The sequence below is a fragment of the Massilia sp. DD77 genome, assembly GCF_036961685.1.
GTDB lineage: Bacteria > Pseudomonadota > Gammaproteobacteria > Burkholderiales > Burkholderiaceae_D > Telluria.
This window is the reverse complement of sequence record NZ_JBAMDH010000005.1, coordinates 1-16,794: the sequence shown is the minus strand read 5'-3', so window position 1 is coordinate 16,794 and position 16,794 is coordinate 1. Positions and strand designations below refer to the sequence as shown.

Here is a 16,794-nt window from a genome sequence, read left to right as displayed (position 1 = left end):
ATGCATGGTAGATCGGCGGCAGCGGGCCGGTGTGGCTTGCGCTCGGCCGGGCCCATTTGACAATTCTGCAATTATAATCATGCAAGTACAAAAATAACTGACTTTAGAGTCAGTCCTCAAAACATGGCAGTCGACCACTACGAGAACTTCCCCGTCGCTTCTTTCCTGCTGCCGCGCCGCCTGGTGCCCGCGGTGGAGGCGATCTATGCTTTTGCCCGCAGCGCCGACGACCTCGCCGACGAGGGCGACGCCGCGCCGCAGGAACGCCTGGATGCGCTGGCGCGCTATGAGCGCGAGCTGGACCTGATAGCCGCCGGCCGCACGCCGGCCGACCCCATGTTCGCGCGCCTGGCGGCGGCGGTGGCCGATCACCGCCTGTCGGTGGCCCCGATGCGCGAGCTGCTGTCGGCCTTCCGCCAGGACGTGGTCACCCACCGCTATCCGGACTATCCGTCCCTGCTCGACTACTGCAACCGCTCCGCCAACCCGGTCGGCAAGCTGATGCTGGCCTTGTACGACGCCGACGACGAGCGCAACGTGCGCGAATCGAACGCGATCTGCACCGCGCTCCAGCTGATCAACTTCTGGCAGGATGTGGCGATCGACCTGGCCAAGGGCCGCATCTACCTTCCCCAGGAAGATCTGGCGCAGCATGGCGTCAGCGAAAGCGCGCTGCAGGCGGGCAGCATGGATGCCGGCTGGCGCGCCCTGATGCGCTTTGAAATCGACCGGACGCGCGCCCTGATGCACTCCGGCGCCCCGCTGGCGCGCCGCCTGCCCGGGAGGATCGGCTGGGAGCTGCGCATGGTGATCCAGGGCGGCCTGCGCATCCTGGACGAGATCGAGAAAGCGGACTACGACGTGTTTACGAGCCGGCCGGTACTGAAAGCGCCCGACTGGCTGGCCATCGGCTGGCGCGCGCTCTGGATGTGAGCACACGAAGGCCCCGCGCGGCTTTCTGGATACGGCCCCATCGGCTAAGATAGCGGCTTTGCATCGCCGCATGCATCGCCCATTTCAACAAGAATTACATGTCTCCTGACGAATACTGCCAGCAAAAGACGCTCCAGAGCGGCTCCAGCTTCTATTACAGCTTCCTCTTCCTGCCACCCGAGCGCCGGCGCGCGATCACGGCGCTGTACGCCTTCTGCCGCGAAGTCGACGACACCGTCGACGATGCGACCGACCAGTCGGTGGCCCGGATCAAGCTGGCCTGGTGGCGCACCGAAGTCTCCGCCATGTACAAGGGCACGCCGACCCACCCCGCCACCCAGGCCCTGGCCCCGCACGTGGAGCCGTACAAGCTGGACGAAAAGCACCTGCTGGCCATCGTCGACGGCATGGAGATGGACCTGGACCAGAGCCGCTACCTCGACTACGCGGGCCTGCAGCGCTATTGCTGGCACGTGGCGAGCGTGGTCGGCATCCTCTCGGCCAGCATCTTCGGCTATACCCGCCCCGAAACCCTGGCCTATGCCGAGAAGCTCGGCCTGGCCTTCCAGCTGACCAACATCATCCGCGACGTGGGCGAAGACGCGCGCAAGGGCCGCATCTATTTGCCGGTCAACGAACTCCAGCAGTTCGGCGTGACCGCCGCCGACCTGCTGAACGCGCGTCACAGCGAGAAGTTCGAGGCCCTGATGCGCTTCCAGACCGAGCGCGCCCAGCGCACCTACGACGAAGCCCTGGCCCTGCTGCCCAAGGAAGACCGGCGCGCCCAGCGCCCGGGCCTGATGATGTCGGCCATCTACCGCACCCTGCTCGACGAGATCGCGCGCGACGGCTTCCATGTGCTGACCCAGCGCATCTCGCTGACGCCGCTGCGCAAACTGTGGCTGGCGTGGAAGACCTATGTCCGTGCCTAGCGGGCTGCGGGTCCTGGTCGCCGGCGGCGGCTGGGCCGGCTGCGCCGCGGCGGTGGAGCTGCAGCGCCAGGGCCACGCGGTGAGCCTGGTGGAAGCGGCGCGCAGCCTGGGCGGCCGCGCGCGCGGCGTCGAGGTGCGCGGCAGCATGCTGGACAACGGGCAGCACATCCTGCTGGGCGCCTATGCCGAGACCCTGCGCCTGATGCGCGGCGTCGGCGTCGATCCCGACACCGCCATGCTGCGCCTGCCGGTGCAGATGCGCTATCCGCAGGCCGGCGGCATGGACTTCGCCGCCCCGCGCCTGCCCGCGCCGCTGCACCTGCTGGCCGCCCTGTTGAAGGCCAAGGGACTGGCGCGCGCCGACAAGATGGCGCTGGCGCGCTTCACCACGGCCGCGCGCTGGATGGGCTGGCAGCTGTACACGGATTGCCCGGTCGCCGAACTGCTCGAGCGCTTCGACCAGACCCCGCGCCTGAACCGCCTGCTGTGGCGCCCCCTGTGCATCGCCGCCTTGAACACCCCGCCGGAGCGCGCATCAAGCCAGGTCTTCCTGGCGGTGCTGCGCGACAGCCTGGGCGCGAAGCGGCGCGCGGCTTCCGACATGCTGCTCCCGAGGCTGGCCATGGGCGCACTGTTTCCGGAAGCGGCGGCGGACTACCTGCGCCGCCAGGGCACGGACGTCCGCACGGGCGTCAAGCTGACCGGGTTCACGGCCTTGCCCGACGGGCGCTGGCATGCCGAACTGGGCGGACAGGAGGCATCGGACGCGACCTATGACGCGATCGTGCTGGCCACGCCGCCATGGCAGGCGGCCGCCCTGCTGGCGCCCCATGCCGCGGCCGGCGCGCTGACGGCCCAGCTGGAGAGCCTCGCCCACGAGCCGATCGCCACCTGCTACCTGCAGTACGCGCCCGGCACGCGCCTGAGCCTGCCCTTCTACGCGCTGGAAGACGATCCGGCCGCCGGCCGCTGGGGGCAGTTCGTGTTCGACCGGGGGCAGCTCGATCCCGCCCAGGACGGCTTGCTGGCGGTGGTGGTCAGCGCCGCGGCCGAGGCGGCGAGCCTGCCCCAGGATGCGCTGGCGGCCGCCATTGCTGCCCAGCTGGCGCAGGATTTCAAAAATGAAACATTTGCCAACCCGGCATGGTCGCAGGTGATCACCGAAAAGCGCGCCACCTTCTCCTGCGCCCCCGGCCTGGTACGCCCGGGCAACCTTACGCCCCTGCCGGGGGTGCTGCTGGCGGGCGACTACACCGCCAGCGACTACCCGGCCACGCTCGAAACGGCGGTACGCAGCGGAGCCGGCGCGGCGACGGCCATCCGCGCCTACGCCGCCCTGCCCCGCGAAAAGCGCAGCCTGTCGCACGCCGATGGCGCCTCGGCGCCGGATTCCGTAAGGTAGCAACATCGAAACAAGTCTTGCGGAAGACGACCATGAACACGACTATCGGCCTCCAACTCGGTTTGCGCACCCTGGCCCTGCTGGCCCTGGTGGCGGTCAGCACCACGGTGCTGGTCAAGCCGGACCTGATCGGCGGCGCCGGACACGGCGTCACGATGGCGCTCAGCTCGATTCCGGTCGTCGGCCACCATTGATTAAAGAAGTAAAGACGGAGTAATCGGACCAATGGGTAAACTGGAATACCTCGACGCGCTCAAGCGGGCCATGCTGGGCCTGCCGCCCGAGACGCAGGCCAAGACCCTGGCCTGGTACGAGCAGCGCTTCGTCGACGGCAGCGCCGCCGGCCGCCGCGAGCAGGAAGTCGCGGACGAGCTGGGCGACCCGCGCAAGGTCGCGGTCTCGCTGCGCGCCAGCGTCCACATGGACGCTTTCAAGGAAAAGAAAAGCCCGACCAACATGCTGCGCATGGTGGCTTCGGCGGCCGGCCTGCTGGTGTTCAACCTGTTCATGGCGATTCCGGCGGCGGTGTATGCCTCGCTGCTGGTGGCCTTGTACGCCTCGGCCTTCGGCTTCTATGTCGGCGGGATCGCGATCACCGCCAGCGGCCTGGCGGGCGCCAACGAACTGGTGCTCAACGGCCCGTTGCACCGCGTCACCATCAGCGACGACGGCCACGAACGCCAGGCGGTGCAGACCCGCATCTCGATCGGCGAAACCGGCATCCATGTGTACGAGGAAAAGTCGTCCGATCCCATCGACACCGACGGCATGGACACGGAGGGCGAATCGGCCCATTCGCGCGTGATCCGCGGCGCCGAAGCCGTGGCCGAGCGCAAGATCCAGATCACCACCGACCTCGATCCCGAATCGCGCACCACCCAGACCCTGTTCGGCTCCGGCCTGGTCCTGGGCGGCATCGCCCTGTTCCTGATGTCGATCGTGGTCACCAAGTACACGATCGTCGGCGTGCGCCGCTACGTCAAGATGAACCTGTCGCTGCTCAAGGGAAGCTGAGGACGCCATGCGAGGACTACTGAAAATCGGCTTCAGCCTGCTGCTGCTGGCCTGTGTACTGATCGCCCTGAGCTACAGCATGCTGCGCGCGAACGGCGTCAGCGCCGCCAGCGAGGGCCGCCAGGTCGTGAGCGAAACCCGCGAGGTGCCGCCCAACGTCAACGCCATCGAGCTGAATGGCCCGATCGACCTCAGCCTGCGCTACGGCGCCACGCCCTCGATGAAGGTGCGCGGCGAGCAGCGCCTGCTGAGCAATATCGAAATCACGGCCGAGGGCGCGGTGCTGAACATCGGTATCCGTGGCATCGTGCTGCGCCACCGCGAGCCGCTCCAGGTCGAACTGGTGCTGCCGGCCTTGACGGCGGCCACCATCGACGGCAGCGGCGACAGCAGCATCAACGGCTTCTCGGGCGAGCGCATCGAGGTCAAGCTGGACGGCTCGGGCAGCGTCAAGTTCAACGGCCGCTTCCGCAAGGTGGCGTCGCGCCTGAACGGCAGCGGCGACCTGGACGTCAACGCGGGCGCCTCGATCGACCGCGTGGAGGCCGAACTGATGGGATCGGGCCGCATGACGGTGGTGGGCACGGCGCGCGAGCTCGACGCCCGCGCCAGCGGTTCCGGCCAGTTCGACGCCCGCGACCTGCGCGCCCAGCGCGTGACCGTCTCGCAAGCCGGCTCCGGCAGCAGCACCGTGCAGGCGCGCGCCTCCGTCATGGCCTCGGTCAGCGGCAGCGGCGATATCGAGGTGCTGGGCAATCCCGACGAGCGCAGCATCAGCCGCACCGGCAGCGGCACGGTGTCCTTCGAAGAGTAATCCTCCAGGCGAAGCGCCTCACGCCGCCCGGACGCGGTTCGCCACGCCACGATCATCCACCGCATCCGTCCCGGGCATGCTGCCGGGCCGGGTGTGGCCTGGCCGCTGGTTCCTGTCCGGGTGGACCGCCGGCGCCGGCCGGCAGGGCGTGCCGGATATACGCGTGCGGCCCGGTCTGGCGTAGAATGACGCGGCCACCGTTCGCGGTACCGTCATCGAAGGAAACACCCCATGTGCGAATCACCCTCGCCTGTCCGGCTCGCCGGATCGACCCTCAAGCATTCTCACCACGTCTGCGCCTTCTTCCATTCGAAGGAGGAGGAATACCGGGTGCTGATGCCCTTCATCAAAGAAGGTTTCCAGAACGGCGACCGCGCCTTTCACATCGTGCCGCCCGGCGGCCGGGCGGGACTGGTCGAACGGCTGGAGCGAGAAGGCATCGATCCCTGCGCCGCCGAAGCGCAGGGGCGGTTCGAGGTGCTCGACTGGAACGACACCTACCTGCAGGATGGCCGCTTCGACCAGTTCCGCATGATCGACACCCTGCTAGCCGCGCTTGCCCCCGGCGTGGCCCCGGAGGGCAAGATCTCGCGCAATATCGCGAACATGGAGTGGGCCCTCGAGGACCTGCCGGGAACCCATGACATCGTCGAGTACGAAACCCGCCTCAACCAGGCTCTTCCCAAAGACCACGATCCCGTCGTGTGCGTCTACGACCTGTCCCGCTTCGACGCCAGCGTGGTGATCGACATCCTGCGCACCCACCCGATGGTGATCGTGGGCGGCATCCTGCAGGAGAATCCGTTCTTCGTGCCGCCCGCCGAGATGCTCGAGGAAATCGCAGCGCGCAAGGCCGGGGGCGACCTGGCCCCGGCGGCGCGCTGAGGGACGCCTTCCGCATGGATACGGTGGAACCGCAGGTTTCCGAGATCGGCCGGCTGCGCCAGATCACGCGCGACCTGATCGCGATCTCGGCCCTTCCCGCCGCCTGGGGGAGCCAGGATTCCGGGGCCGTGGCCGGGAGCCTGGCCAATGTACTGCTCGCAACCCTGCACCTGGACCTCGTCTACATCCGGCTGGCGGGCAGCGAGGGCGTGGCGCCGATCGAAGCCGCCGCCGGCAGGGACAAGCTCGCCGGCGCTTCCCTCCTGCCGATCGTCCGCGAACGCCTGCAGGCCTTTCTGGCCGAGGACGAGGACGTCCAGGAGGCGACGCTGGCCGCCCCGTTCGATGGCGGCATGCTGCGCCTGACCCTGACCCGCTTCGGCATCGGCGACGACCACGGGATCGTGGTGGCGGGCTCGCGGCGCGCCAATTTCCCTAGCGAACACGACCGACTGGTGCTTGGCGTCGGCGCCAACCAGGCGGCGATGACGGTCCAGCGCCAGCGCACCGAGCGGGCCCTGGCCAGGAGCGAGAGCCGGTTCCTGGAATTTGCCAACGCAGCGCCGGCCATGCTCTGGGTCACCGAGCCGGACGGCGCCTGTTCCTTCCTCTCGCGCGGGTGGTACGACTTCACCGGCCAGAGCGAGAGCGAAGGACTGGGTTTCGGCTGGATCGACGCCATCCATCCGGATGACCGTGCGGCGGCGCGCGACGCCTTCCTCCGGGCCAACCTGGGCAAGGACGAATTCGCGCTCGAGCACCGGCTGCGCCACGCCGACGGCGGCTACCGCTGGGTGATCGACACCGGACGCCCACGGCTGTCAGGGTCGGGGGAATTCCTGGGCTATGCCGGCAATGTGCTCGACATCACCAAGCGCAAGCTGGCGGAGGAAGAACTGGCCCAGCTGACGGCCGAGTCGGAGCGCCGCCAGCGCCTGCACGAGACCTTCCTCGCGAACACCCCCGACCTGGCCTACGTCTTCGACCTCGGGCACCGCTTTACCTACGCCAACCCCGCCCTGCTGGCGATGTGGGGCTGCAGCTGGGACGAGGCGATCGGCAAGAACTGCCTGGAACTCGGCTACGAACCCTGGCATGCCGCCATGCACGACCGCGAGATCGAGCAGGTCAAGGCCACCAGGCAGCCGGTGCGCGGCGAGGTGCCCTTCAACGGCACCGCCGGGCGCCGGATCTACGATTACATCCTCGTGCCCGTGCTCGGGCCTGACGGCGAGGTCGAGGCGATCGCCGGCACCACGCGCGACGTCACCGAGCGCAAGCAGGCGGAACAAGGCATGGCCCGCATGCTGGACCGCGAGCAGCAGCGCGCCGCGATCCTGGCCCGGGTAGCGGAAGCGAGCAAGTCGCTCAACATGGTGCTGTCGGCCCAGAGCATCGGCCGGATCCTCGCGGAGGAAGCGCGCGCCATCGTCGGCGCCCGCGCGGCCCATACCTGGCTGCGCGGCGCCGGCCCGGCGTCCGGCATCCAGGCGGACGCGAACGCGGACGCGCCCGTAGCACTTCCTGAAGCACGCAGCGAGGACCCGGCCGCCGCCGACTGCACCCGGCTCTTCGCCGGCGTCATGCCCGAGCACAGTCCGCTGCGCCTGACCCGCGCCGAGCTCGAGGGCCTTCCCGGCTGGAACGGCCTGCCGACGCACAACGGCGTGGCGGTGCCGCTGACCGGCCATGGCGGACGCAATCTCGGTTTCGTCTGGCTGGCGGACAAGTTCGACGGCGAGTTCAGCGACGAGGACGAAGCCATCCTGCTGCAGCTGGCGGCCATCGCGGCGGCCGGGATCGAGAACGCGCGCCTGTACGAACAGCTGCGCGACCAGGACCGGCGCAAGGACGAGTTCCTGGCAACCCTCGCCCACGAACTGCGCAATCCGCTGGCGCCGATCCGCACCGGCCTGACCTTGCTGCGCCTGGTCCCGACCCTGGGCGCGACGGTCAAGCCGCGCGAGATCATGGAGCGCCAGGTGGAGCATATGGTGCGCCTCATCGACGACCTGCTCGACGTGTCGCGCATCACCAGCGGCAAGGTGAGGCTCAGTCTCGAACGCATCGAGGTCCGCACGATCCTGAACGCGGCGCTGGAGCTGAGCCGCCCCTTGATCGAGGAAAAGCGGCATGCCCTGTCCGTGTACACGCCCAAGGAAAGCCTGTTCCTGAACGTCGACGCGACGCGCATGGCCCAGGTGGTCAGCAACCTGCTGAACAACGCCGCCAAGTACACGCCGGACGGCGGCCGCATCGAGCTCTCGGTTGCCGCGGACGGCGGCGCGGCCGAAATCCGGGTGAGCGACAATGGCGTGGGCCTGGCCGCGGACGCCCTGCCCAAGGTCTTCGAGCTGTTCACCCAGGTGGGAAAGACTCTCGACCGTTCGCAGGGCGGTCTCGGGATCGGACTGGCGCTGGTGCAGCGACTGGTCGAGATGCAGGGCGGCCAGGTGAAAGCGGAGAGCGATGGGCCGGGACAGGGCAGCCGTTTCCTGGTCCGCCTGCCGCTCGCGACCACGACGGCGGGCGCCGGTCCGACCCAGGCGCCGGACGACAGCAGCTGCCGTCCCGCCCCTTGCCGCATCCTGGTGGTGGACGACAACGTCGACGCCGCCGACATGCTGGCCATGGTGCTCAAGCTCTCCGGGCACGCGGTGGTGACGGTGCATAACGGCCTCGACGCCCTGCACTCCGTACGCAACTTCCGCCCTGACGTGATCTTCCTGGATATCGGCCTGCCCGGCATGAGCGGCTACGACGTGGCCCGGCAGCTGCGCGCCGAACCGCCGCTGGCGCGCGTAGTGCTGGTGGCGCTGACCGGCTGGGGCGCCGAGGAAGACCGCCAGCTGGCGCTGGAAGCGGGCTTCGACTACCACATGACCAAGCCAGTCGACATCGGCCGCGTCCAGGCCTTGCTGCTCCAGATCGGCGCCGCCGGCGGCTGCGCGCCGGGAAGCTGATCAGCCGTGCCTGGCCCCGAGCCAGGCCAGCGCGTCGCGCCCCGCCGCCCGGCCGCCGGCGAAGCAGGCGCTCAGCAGGTAGCCGCCGGTCGGCGCTTCCCAGTCCACCATCTCGCCCGCCACGAAAATGCCCGGCAGGGCGCGCAGCATGGAGGTGTTTCCCTCGAGGGCTTGGAAACGCACTCCGCCGGCGCTGCTGATCGCCTCGTCGATCGGACGCGGGCGCAACAGCTTGAGCGGCAGCGCCTTGACCGCTTCGGCGAGGCGCACCGGGTCGCCGTAGGCTTCGGCCGACAGGCATTCGCGCAACAGGCCCGCCTTGACGCCCTTGAGGCCCAGGCGGCTCTGCAGGTGGCTCGACATCGAGCGCGCGCCGCGCGGATGCGTCACCGCGGCCAGCACCCGCTCCGCACTGTGGTCCGGCGCCAGGTCGATCCAGACCGTCGTGTCGCCGTCGCGCGCGATCTGGTCGCGCAGCGGCGCCGACAGCGCGTATACCAGGCTGCCCTCGATGCCGGTCTGCGTCACCACGAACTGGCCCTTGCGGCGCAGCAGTTCGCCATTCTCGCCGCGGCAGGCCAGGGCCACCGTGGTCAAAGGAGCACCCGCATGGCGGCTGCCGAAATGCTCGCTCCAGCCGGTATCGAAACCACAGTTGGCGGGAACCAGCGGCGCCACGTCCACACCGCGCGCGGCCAGCAGCGGCGCCCAGGCGCCGTCCGAACCAAGACGCGCCCAGCTCGCTCCGCCGAGCGCCAGGACCACGGCGTCGGCCTCCACCAGCCGCTCGCCCTCAAGCGTCGCCATGCGCAGGCGCCCGTCCTCCCAGCCCATCCAGCGGTGGCGCATGTGGAAGCGCACGCCCGCCTCGCGCAGGCGGTGCAGCCAGGCGCGCAGCAGGGGCGCGGCCTTCATGTCGGCCGGGAACACGCGGCCGGAGCTGCCGACGAAGGTGTCGACCCCGAGGCCGTGGATCCACGCCCGCACCAGGTCCGGCGTGAAGGCTTCCAGCCAGCGCCCGACCTGCTCGCTGCGGCCGCGATAACGGGCCACGAAGTCGGCATAGGGCTCGGAATGGGTGATGTTCATCCCGCCCTTGCCGGCCAGGAGGAACTTGCGCCCCACCGAGGGCATCGCGTCGTAGACGTCGACCTGGACGCCGCCTCCGGCCAATACCTCGGCCGCCATCAGGCCGGCGGGGCCGCCGCCGATGACGGCGACGCGAAGGGATGACGAAGACGGCTGGCGCATGGCGGGACAGGAAAACACGGGAGCCGCATTGTAGTCGAGTTTGCGGGGCTGCGGCCATGTGTAAAGTTTGCTTGACATAGCCGATTTGCCGACCTAGTATGTCAAGCATACTTGACCAGACTACTTGACCAACCCCGGGGTGTCATCATGCATGAGCAGCGTGTCGCGAAGGCTTACCTGAAGGAGCTGGGGGCATCGCTCCTGTTGTATATGGTGCTGCTGGTGGCCGCGATCCGCTATGGCCGCCCGATGGACGAAGGCCTGGTGCGCACGCTGGTGCTGCTCTCGCCGATGCTCGGTTTCGGCCTCGCCCTGTGGGCCATCGCCCGCCACTTCGCCCGGGTCGACGAATACATCCGCCGCTTCCTGCTGGAGTCGGTCGCCCTCGCCGCGGCGATCACGGCGGGCCTCAGCTTCACCTATGGCTTCCTCGAGACGGCCGGCTTCCCGCGCCTGTCGATGTTTGCCGTATGGTGCGTGCTGTGCGGCGCCACGGTGCTGGTGTGCGCGCTGCGCCGCCTGCTCAACCGCGCTGAGGACCAATGAGGAACCGCATCCGCGAACTGCGCGCCGAGCGGGGCTGGAGCCAGGCCGATCTGGCGCAGCAGCTCGACGTCTCGCGCCAGAGCGTGAACGCGATCGAGACCGGGCGCTACGATCCCAGCCTGCCGCTGGCCTTCGCCATCGCCCGCCTGTTCGGCCTCCCCGTCGAGGCCATTTTTTCACCCGACCCGGAGACCGCATGAAAGCTTCGATCCTGTTCGCCATGGCCCTGACCGCGGCACTTCCCTTGGGCGCTTCGGCCCAGGGCGCCGCGCCTGCCGTCAACCGCTTCGCCGTGGCCATCGCGCCGGCCGAGCGCTTCGAGATCAAGGGCATGCTGGTGGAGCGCCACGGCAAGGGCGGCCGCCCGCTGGTGCTGATTCCCGGCCTGGCCAGCGGCCCCTGGGTATGGCAGGACATCATCCGCCGCTTCGCCGGCGAGTACACTCTCTACGTGGTCACCCTGCCCGGCTTCGACGGCCGTCCCGCTCCCGCCGGCGCGCCCTTCGAGGGCGCACGGGATGCGCTGCGCGAACTGGTCGAGAGCCGGCGCCTCGAGAAGCCGGTGCTCATCGGCCACAGCATGGGCGGCGCGCTGGCCTTCGCCCTGGCGGCCGACCTGGGCGCCCGGGCCGGCGGCGTGGTCTCGCTCGACGGCCTGCCGGTTTTCCCCGGCACCGAGGGCCTGGACCCGGCCCAGCGGCCGCAGATGGCCGCCGGCATGCAAGCCCGCATGGCGGCCGCGCCGCCCGGCGCCTATGCCGAGCAGCAGCGGCAGTACATGCGCGGCCAGGGCGTCCTCGACATGGGCAAGGCCGACGACCTGACCCCGCTCCTGCTACGCAGCGACCGCGCCGCCGTCGGCGCCTACATGGCCGACCTGCTGGCCCTGGACCTGCGGCCGAGCCTGGCCAGGATCAGCGCGCCGGTGCTGGTGCTGGTGCCGTATTTCGAACCGGACGCCAGCCAGGACCAGCTCAGCGCCGCGGCCAAGGTGGAGCACTACCGCGGCCTGCTGCCTGGCCTGCCGTCCGCCGAACTGCTGCCGGTCGCGCCCGCCCGCCATTTCCTGATGATCGACCAGCCCGACGCGCTGGCCGATGCCCTTCGCCGTTTCCTCAACCGCCGTTCATAAAGGATCCACCATGCGACCGTTCTCCTATTGGGCCGGCCAGTACCTCCTGGCTTCCAGCACCATGTTTCTCCTGCTTGCGCTGGTCGACTGGCTGCGCGGCGACAGCCTGGCCGACACCTGGCCGGCCACCCTGGGCTGGTCGTGCGCGGCGGCGGCGATCTTCGTCGCCTCGCGCTACCGCCAGGCGCAGCGCGGCGCCGACTGCGCCCTGTGCGAGGACGGCAAGCCGGCCAACAAGCCGCGGCGCTGAACGGCGCACACTTCCTCCGCGTCAAACCACGGACCGCCGGGGTGCGCAATATTGCCGCCCTGGCATATGTCTTTGCAATACGTGCAAGATTCTGCTTGACAATATAGACAGCAGGAATATTCTTGTACCCGCCAATGCATACGATGCGCCCCCGCTCGACGAGGGGCCACGATATGCGGCAGTCCGTTAAAACATCTTGGAGGATGTGTATGTCGGTAATGAACAGGTCAGCAATGACCCGTAGGGCAATGCTGGGCGCAATCGCGACCAGTCCGCTCTGGATGCAGTCCGCATGGGCGCAGCCGGGCAATCTCAAGATCTCCCATCAATTCCCGGGCGGCAGCATCGCCCAAGGCGACTTCCGTGACCGGCTGTGCCGCATGTTCGCGGCCGAGGTCGAGAAGCGCACCCGTGGCGGTTTGAAATTCTCGATCTATCCCGAATCCAGCCTGATGGGCGCCAATGCCCAGTTCGGCGCACTCAAGGGCGGCTCGCTGGACATGGCCCTGGTGCCGCTGTCCTATGCCGGCGCCGAGGCGCCGGAGGCCAACATCGGCCTGATGCCGGCCCTGGTCACGTCCTATGAGCAGGGTTACGCGTGGAAGGACGCCCCGGTGGGGCGCGAGCTGTCGCGCATCCTGGCCGAACAGGGCCTGGTGATCGTGAGCTGGATCTGGCAGGCCGGCGGCGTCGCCTCGCGGGGCGCGCCGATCGTCGAACCCGAGGACGCACGCGGCCTCAAGGTGCGCGGCGGCTCGCGCGAGATGGACCAGCTGCTGCGCGACGCGGGTGCGACCGTGGTCGAGCTGCCCTCGAACGAGATCCAGGCCGCGCTGCGCAGCGGCGCCCTGGATGCGGCGCTGACCTCGTCGACGTCGCTGATCTCCTTCCGCCTGCACGAATCGGCCATGTCGCTGACCACGGCGCGCGGCGGCTCCTACTGGTTCATGTTCGAGCCGCTGATGATGTCGCGCACGGTGTTCGACCGCCTGCCGAAGCAGCAGCAGGCCGCCATCATGGCGGTGGGCGCGGACATGGAAAAGTTCGCGCTGCGCGCCGCGCGCGCCGACGACGCGGCGGTGGCGGCGGTGTATCGCCGCGCCGGCGCCAGGGTGATCGACATGAACACGGAGTCGCTGCGCAAGTGGCAGGCCGTGGCGCGCACCACGGCGTGGAAGGAATTTTCGGAGCGCAGCGAGAACTGCGCCAAACTGATGGCGCTGGCGGAGCAGTCGATCGCTGTGCTGTAAAAGCGAGGGTCGGCGGGTTTCCCGCCGACGCGTTCAAGTATCGCAGGTAGGACCGCACCCTTCGACGGACGCATCGTCCGCTGGACGCGTCGGCGGCGAAGCCGCCAACCCTACCCGCCTGTCACCGGCGGGAAGAAGGCTACTTCGGCGCCCTCCTCGACTTTCGTCTCCAGCCCGCACATCACCTGGTTATAGGCCATGCGCACCGGCCGCTCCGGCGCCAGCGCTTCGGCCCATGCGCCGCCGCGCGCGACCAGCAGGCCGCGCACAGCGCCGACCGTATCGGCACCCGCGGGCAACTCGACCGATTCCTGCCCCATGCCCACCGCCTCGCGCACCGAGGCGAAATACCGCAGATTGATCTTCATGCCGCTCCTAATGCTGTAGTTCCGCGAAGGGAATGAAACGCACCAGGTCGCCCGCCGAGATCGGGTGGCCCGGCGGGTTGTCGACCAGCCCGTCGCCCCACACGGTCGAGGTCAGCACGCCCGAGCCCTGGTTCGGGAACAGGTCCAGTCCGCCCGATGAATTGATGCGCACGCGCAGGAACTCGTTGCGGCGGTCGGCCTTGGTCCAGCTGAAGTCGGCGCGCATCATGTAGCCGCAGGGCTCCACCGGTCCCGTCACACCCTGCAATCGCAGCAGGAAAGGCCGCACGAACAGCAGGAAGGTGACGAAGCTCGACACCGGATTGCCGGGCAGGCCAAGGAAGAAAGCAGCGCCAGTGGCGCTGCTTTCGCGGGCGCCAGTGGCGCTGCTTTCGCGAGTGCCAGTGGCGCTGCTTTCGCGGGCGCCGACTTCCCCGAAGGCCAGGGGCTTGCCCGGCTTAATCGCGATCTGCCACATGGCCAGCCGGCCTTCCGCCTCGACCGCGGGCTTGATGTGGTCTTCCTCGCCCACCGACACCCCGCCCGACGTGATGATCAGGTCATGCTCGCCCGCCGCTTCGCGCAAGGTGGCGCGCGTGGCCTCGAGCGAATCGGGCACGATGCCGAAGTCGCGTATCTCGCAGCCGAAATTCTCGAGCAGGCCGCGCAAGGTGAAGCGGTTCGAATTGTAGATGGCGCCCGGCGCCAGCGCCTCGCCGGGCATGGCCAGTTCGTCGCCGGTAAAGAACACCGCCACCCGCAGGCGGCGGCGCACCGGCAGCGCTGCCAGTCCCACCGAAGCGGCCAGGCCCAGTTCCTGCCCGCGCAGGCGCGTGCCGGCCGCCAGGATGGTGGAGCCGGCGACGATGTCCTCGCCGGTGCGGCGGATCCATTCGCCTTCGCGCGGCGCGTGGCGCACGGTGACGCTGTCGCCGACCGCCTCGCACTGCTCCTGCATTACCACCGCATCGGCGCCGGGCGGAATCAGGGCGCCGGTGAAGATGCGGGCCGCGGTGCCGCGTTCGAGCGCTTCGCCGACCTTCCCCGCCGGGATGCGCTGGCTCACGCGCAAGGTGGCGCTGCCGGTCGCGCAGTCGGCGGCCCGCACGGCATAGCCATCCATCTGGGTGTTGTCGGCTGAAGGCACGTCGAGCGTCGAGGCCACGTCCTCGGCCAGCACGCGGCCGTTGGCCTCCAGGGTCGCCACGGTCTCGACGCCCTCCACCGGACGCGCGGCGTCCAGCAGGAAGTCGAGCGCCTCGCGGCGCGAGAGCAGCGGCGGCTTCTGTCCCGGTGCGTTCATCAGAGTCCCCTCATTACAATCCCGTGTGCTCGGCGATGTAGGCCTTCATGCGGTCCACCTCGGCCGGCATCACGACGAAGCGCTGCGGCAGCGCCTCGATGTTCTCGAAGCCGCTCGGGCGATCGGCGTCCTTGCCAAGGGCCTCGACGATGGTCTCGTTGAACTTGGCGGCCAGCGCGGTCTCGAGCACGATCATCGGCACGCCCGGCTGCATGTGCTCGCGCGCCACCTTGACGCCGTCGGCGGTGTGGGTGTCGATCACGATGCCATAGGCCTGGGCCGCGTCGCGGATGGTGGCCAGGCGGTCGGCGTGGGTCGACCGGCCGGACTGGAAGCCGAACTTGCCCACGTGCTGGAACTCGTCGCCGTCGCTGCCCGGCGCGCCGGACAGGTCGAAGCCGCCGTGGGTCTCGACCTTGCGGAACAAGTCATGGGTGCGCTGGGCGTCGCGGCCCACCAGTTCGTAGACGAAGCGTTCGAAGTTCGATGCCTTCGAGATGTCCATCGACGGGCTGCTGGTGTGGAAGGTCTCGGACGACTTGCGCACGCGGTACCTGCCTGTGCGGAAGAACTCGTCCAGCACGTCGTTCTCGTTGGTGGCGGCGACCAGCTTGTCGATCGGCAGGCCCATCATGCGGGCGATGTGGCCGGCGCAGATGTTGCCGAAGTTCCCCGAGGGGACGGTGAAGGACACCTTCTGCTCGTTGCTGGTGGTGGCCGCGAGATAGCCGCGGAAATAGTAGACCACCTGGGCCACGACGCGCGCCCAGTTGATCGAGTTGACGGTGCCGATCTTGTGGCGGGCCTTGAAGGACAGGTCGTTCGAGACGGCCTTCACCAGGTCCTGGCAGTCGTCGAACACGCCTTCGACAGCGATGTTGTAGATGTTCGGGTCCTGCAGGCTGAACATCTGCGCGGTCTGGAAGGCGCTCATCTTCTTGTGCGGCGAGAGCATGAACACACGCACGCCGCGCTTGCCGCGCATCGCGTACTCCGCGGCGCTGCCGGTGTCGCCCGAGGTGGCGCCGAAGATGTTCAGTTCATCGTTGTTCTTGGCCAGCGCATACTCGAACAGGTTGCCGAGCAGCTGCATCGCCATGTCCTTGAAGGCCAGGGTCGGGCCGTTCGACAGCGCCTGCAGCACCAGGGTGCCGCGCTCGCCCTCTTCGAGCACCCGCAGCGGCGTGATCTCGGCGGCGGATTCGCCGGCGCGGGCGTTGCGATAGACGTCGGCGGTATACGTACGCGCGGTCAGGGCCTTCAGGTCGGCGTCCGGGATGTCGGTCGCAAACTTGCGCAGGATCTCATAGGCCAGCTCGGCATAGCCCAGCTTGCGCCAGGCATCGAGTTCGGCGCCGCTGACCTGCGGGTACTCGCTCGGGAGGTAGAGGCCGCCGTCAGGTGCCAGGCCGCCAAGCAGGATGTCGGAAAACAGCTGGGGATTGCGTGCTGCGGACGCGCTCGTCGCGCGGGTGGACACATAATGCATACAGTAGAAAATCCGGTTGGGGGCTCACGTTGGAACTTTATTATAGTGTGAGGCGGCGGAAATGTATGCTGTGCTGCAAAAAAGTCGGGGCGGGTGAATAAAATTCTGTGTTTAGAGGGGGCTTGAGCAGGCGTTATTGGTGCACTGCGGACTTGGGTCCCCGCCTTCGCGCACTGCTGTCCGGGATAATTTCACCTAGCTGAAAATCGTCATCCCCGCGAAGGCGGGGACCCAAGTTTGCGTGAGTAGCCACAACAAACGT

The 16,794-nt window shown here is 68.6% G+C and carries 17 protein-coding genes; 13 read left to right on the top strand and 4 right to left on the bottom strand.

Translation table 11 applies throughout. The annotated features are described in order from the left end of the window. The first annotated feature begins 123 nt into the window (after positions 1 to 123). The 8 genes from hpnC (at position 124) to V7778_RS03580 (ending at position 8,943) form a co-directional block, all read left to right on the top strand. Entirely contained in the window at positions 124 to 933 is an 810-nt protein-coding gene (hpnC, locus tag V7778_RS03615; protein ID WP_335551976.1) for a squalene synthase HpnC, read from the top strand. Positions 934 to 1,031: 98 nt separating this feature from the next. Next, positions 1,032 to 1,865, top strand: coding sequence for a presqualene diphosphate synthase HpnD (hpnD, locus tag V7778_RS03610; protein WP_335551975.1), 834 nt, complete (start codon positions 1,032 to 1,034; stop codon positions 1,863 to 1,865). Then, positions 1,852 to 3,267, top strand: coding sequence for a hydroxysqualene dehydroxylase HpnE (gene hpnE / locus V7778_RS03605; RefSeq protein ID WP_335551974.1), 1,416 nt, complete (start codon positions 1,852 to 1,854; stop codon positions 3,265 to 3,267). Before hpnD ends, hpnE begins: the two co-directional genes overlap by 14 nt. A gap of 32 nt (positions 3,268 to 3,299) precedes the next feature. After that, positions 3,300 to 3,461 (top strand): hypothetical protein, encoded by a 162-nt coding sequence (locus V7778_RS03600; protein ID WP_335551973.1) that lies wholly within the window; start codon positions 3,300 to 3,302, stop codon positions 3,459 to 3,461. 31 nt (positions 3,462 to 3,492) lie between these two features. Then, a complete protein-coding gene (locus tag V7778_RS03595; RefSeq protein WP_335551972.1) occupies positions 3,493 to 4,281 on the top strand; it encodes a DUF1700 domain-containing protein in 789 nt (262 codons plus the stop codon). A 7-nt stretch (positions 4,282 to 4,288) separates the two neighbouring features. Continuing rightward, positions 4,289 to 5,095: a head GIN domain-containing protein gene (locus V7778_RS03590; RefSeq protein WP_335551971.1), complete on the top strand. Its 807-nt coding sequence runs from the start codon at positions 4,289 to 4,291 to the stop codon at positions 5,093 to 5,095. A gap of 231 nt (positions 5,096 to 5,326) precedes the next feature. Next, positions 5,327 to 5,980 (top strand): MEDS domain-containing protein, encoded by a 654-nt coding sequence (locus V7778_RS03585; RefSeq protein WP_335551970.1) that lies wholly within the window; start codon positions 5,327 to 5,329, stop codon positions 5,978 to 5,980. A gap of 14 nt (positions 5,981 to 5,994) precedes the next feature. After that, entirely contained in the window at positions 5,995 to 8,943 is a 2,949-nt protein-coding gene (locus tag V7778_RS03580; RefSeq protein ID WP_335551969.1) for a PAS domain S-box protein, read from the top strand. Here V7778_RS03580 and V7778_RS03575 read toward each other — a convergent pair whose 3' ends face one another. Then, complete coding sequence (locus V7778_RS03575; protein WP_335552105.1) at positions 8,944 to 10,194, bottom strand: TIGR03862 family flavoprotein; 1,251 nt, start codon at positions 10,192 to 10,194, stop codon at positions 8,944 to 8,946. 147 nt (positions 10,195 to 10,341) lie between these two features. On the opposite strand from V7778_RS03575, the gene V7778_RS03570 reads away from it, so the two are divergent. From V7778_RS03570 to dctP, 5 genes are all read left to right on the top strand, one after another. Further along, complete coding sequence (locus tag V7778_RS03570) at positions 10,342 to 10,740, top strand: hypothetical protein (protein ID WP_335551968.1); 399 nt, start codon at positions 10,342 to 10,344, stop codon at positions 10,738 to 10,740. Further along, a complete protein-coding gene (locus V7778_RS03565; RefSeq protein WP_211518038.1) occupies positions 10,737 to 10,940 on the top strand; it encodes a helix-turn-helix transcriptional regulator in 204 nt (67 codons plus the stop codon). The genes V7778_RS03570 and V7778_RS03565 overlap by 4 nt, the downstream gene beginning before the upstream one ends. Further along, on the top strand, positions 10,937 to 11,872 hold the full coding sequence (locus V7778_RS03560; RefSeq protein WP_335551967.1) for an alpha/beta fold hydrolase: 936 nt from the start codon (positions 10,937 to 10,939) through the stop codon (positions 11,870 to 11,872). The genes V7778_RS03565 and V7778_RS03560 overlap by 4 nt, the downstream gene beginning before the upstream one ends. Before the next feature lie 10 nt (positions 11,873 to 11,882). Next, positions 11,883 to 12,122: a hypothetical protein gene (locus V7778_RS03555; protein ID WP_335551966.1), complete on the top strand. Its 240-nt coding sequence runs from the start codon at positions 11,883 to 11,885 to the stop codon at positions 12,120 to 12,122. A gap of 233 nt (positions 12,123 to 12,355) precedes the next feature. After that, positions 12,356 to 13,372 (top strand): TRAP transporter substrate-binding protein DctP, encoded by a 1,017-nt coding sequence (dctP, locus tag V7778_RS03550; RefSeq protein WP_335551965.1) that lies wholly within the window; start codon positions 12,356 to 12,358, stop codon positions 13,370 to 13,372. Between the two features lie 110 nt (positions 13,373 to 13,482). Here dctP and moaD read toward each other — a convergent pair whose 3' ends face one another. Genes moaD through thrC form a run of 3 tightly spaced genes read right to left on the bottom strand, consistent with a single transcriptional unit; the run spans position 13,483 to position 16,532 of the window. Beyond that, a complete protein-coding gene (moaD, locus tag V7778_RS03545) occupies positions 13,483 to 13,740 on the bottom strand; it encodes a molybdopterin converting factor subunit 1 (protein ID WP_335551964.1) in 258 nt (85 codons plus the stop codon). A 7-nt stretch (positions 13,741 to 13,747) separates the two neighbouring features. Further along, positions 13,748 to 15,043, bottom strand: a complete 1,296-nt coding sequence (locus tag V7778_RS03540; protein WP_335551963.1) for a molybdopterin molybdotransferase MoeA — start codon at positions 15,041 to 15,043, stop codon at positions 13,748 to 13,750. 13 nt (positions 15,044 to 15,056) lie between these two features. Continuing rightward, positions 15,057 to 16,532: a threonine synthase gene (gene thrC / locus V7778_RS03535; protein WP_335551962.1), complete on the bottom strand. Its 1,476-nt coding sequence runs from the start codon at positions 16,530 to 16,532 to the stop codon at positions 15,057 to 15,059. Positions 16,533 to 16,794: the final 262 nt, after the last annotated feature.

Excerpts from the sequence above, each read along its gene's own strand:
- V7778_RS03595 (WP_335551972.1), top strand. The coding sequence starts at position 3,493 with ATGGGTAAACTGGAATACCTCGACGCGCTCAAGCGGGCCATGCTGGGC.
- V7778_RS03590 (WP_335551971.1), top strand. The coding sequence starts at position 4,289 with ATGCGAGGACTACTGAAAATCGGCTTCAGCCTGCTGCTGCTGGCCTGT.
- moaD (WP_335551964.1), bottom strand. The coding sequence starts at position 13,740 with ATGAAGATCAATCTGCGGTATTTCGCCTCGGTGCGCGAGGCGGTGGGC.
- V7778_RS03570 (WP_335551968.1), top strand. The coding sequence starts at position 10,342 with ATGCATGAGCAGCGTGTCGCGAAGGCTTACCTGAAGGAGCTGGGGGCA.
- hpnE (WP_335551974.1), top strand. The coding sequence starts at position 1,852 with ATGTCCGTGCCTAGCGGGCTGCGGGTCCTGGTCGCCGGCGGCGGCTGG.
- hpnC (WP_335551976.1), top strand. The coding sequence starts at position 124 with ATGGCAGTCGACCACTACGAGAACTTCCCCGTCGCTTCTTTCCTGCTG.
- hpnD (WP_335551975.1), top strand. The coding sequence starts at position 1,032 with ATGTCTCCTGACGAATACTGCCAGCAAAAGACGCTCCAGAGCGGCTCC.
- V7778_RS03540 (WP_335551963.1), bottom strand. The coding sequence starts at position 15,043 with ATGAACGCACCGGGACAGAAGCCGCCGCTGCTCTCGCGCCGCGAGGCG.
- V7778_RS03585 (WP_335551970.1), top strand. The coding sequence starts at position 5,327 with ATGTGCGAATCACCCTCGCCTGTCCGGCTCGCCGGATCGACCCTCAAG.
- thrC (WP_335551962.1), bottom strand. The coding sequence starts at position 16,532 with ATGCATTATGTGTCCACCCGCGCGACGAGCGCGTCCGCAGCACGCAAT.
- V7778_RS03580 (WP_335551969.1), top strand. The coding sequence starts at position 5,995 with ATGGATACGGTGGAACCGCAGGTTTCCGAGATCGGCCGGCTGCGCCAG.
- dctP (WP_335551965.1), top strand. The coding sequence starts at position 12,356 with ATGACCCGTAGGGCAATGCTGGGCGCAATCGCGACCAGTCCGCTCTGG.
- V7778_RS03600 (WP_335551973.1), top strand. The coding sequence starts at position 3,300 with ATGAACACGACTATCGGCCTCCAACTCGGTTTGCGCACCCTGGCCCTG.
- V7778_RS03575 (WP_335552105.1), bottom strand. The coding sequence starts at position 10,194 with ATGCGCCAGCCGTCTTCGTCATCCCTTCGCGTCGCCGTCATCGGCGGC.
- V7778_RS03565 (WP_211518038.1), top strand. The coding sequence starts at position 10,737 with ATGAGGAACCGCATCCGCGAACTGCGCGCCGAGCGGGGCTGGAGCCAG.
- V7778_RS03560 (WP_335551967.1), top strand. The coding sequence starts at position 10,937 with ATGAAAGCTTCGATCCTGTTCGCCATGGCCCTGACCGCGGCACTTCCC.
- V7778_RS03555 (WP_335551966.1), top strand. The coding sequence starts at position 11,883 with ATGCGACCGTTCTCCTATTGGGCCGGCCAGTACCTCCTGGCTTCCAGC.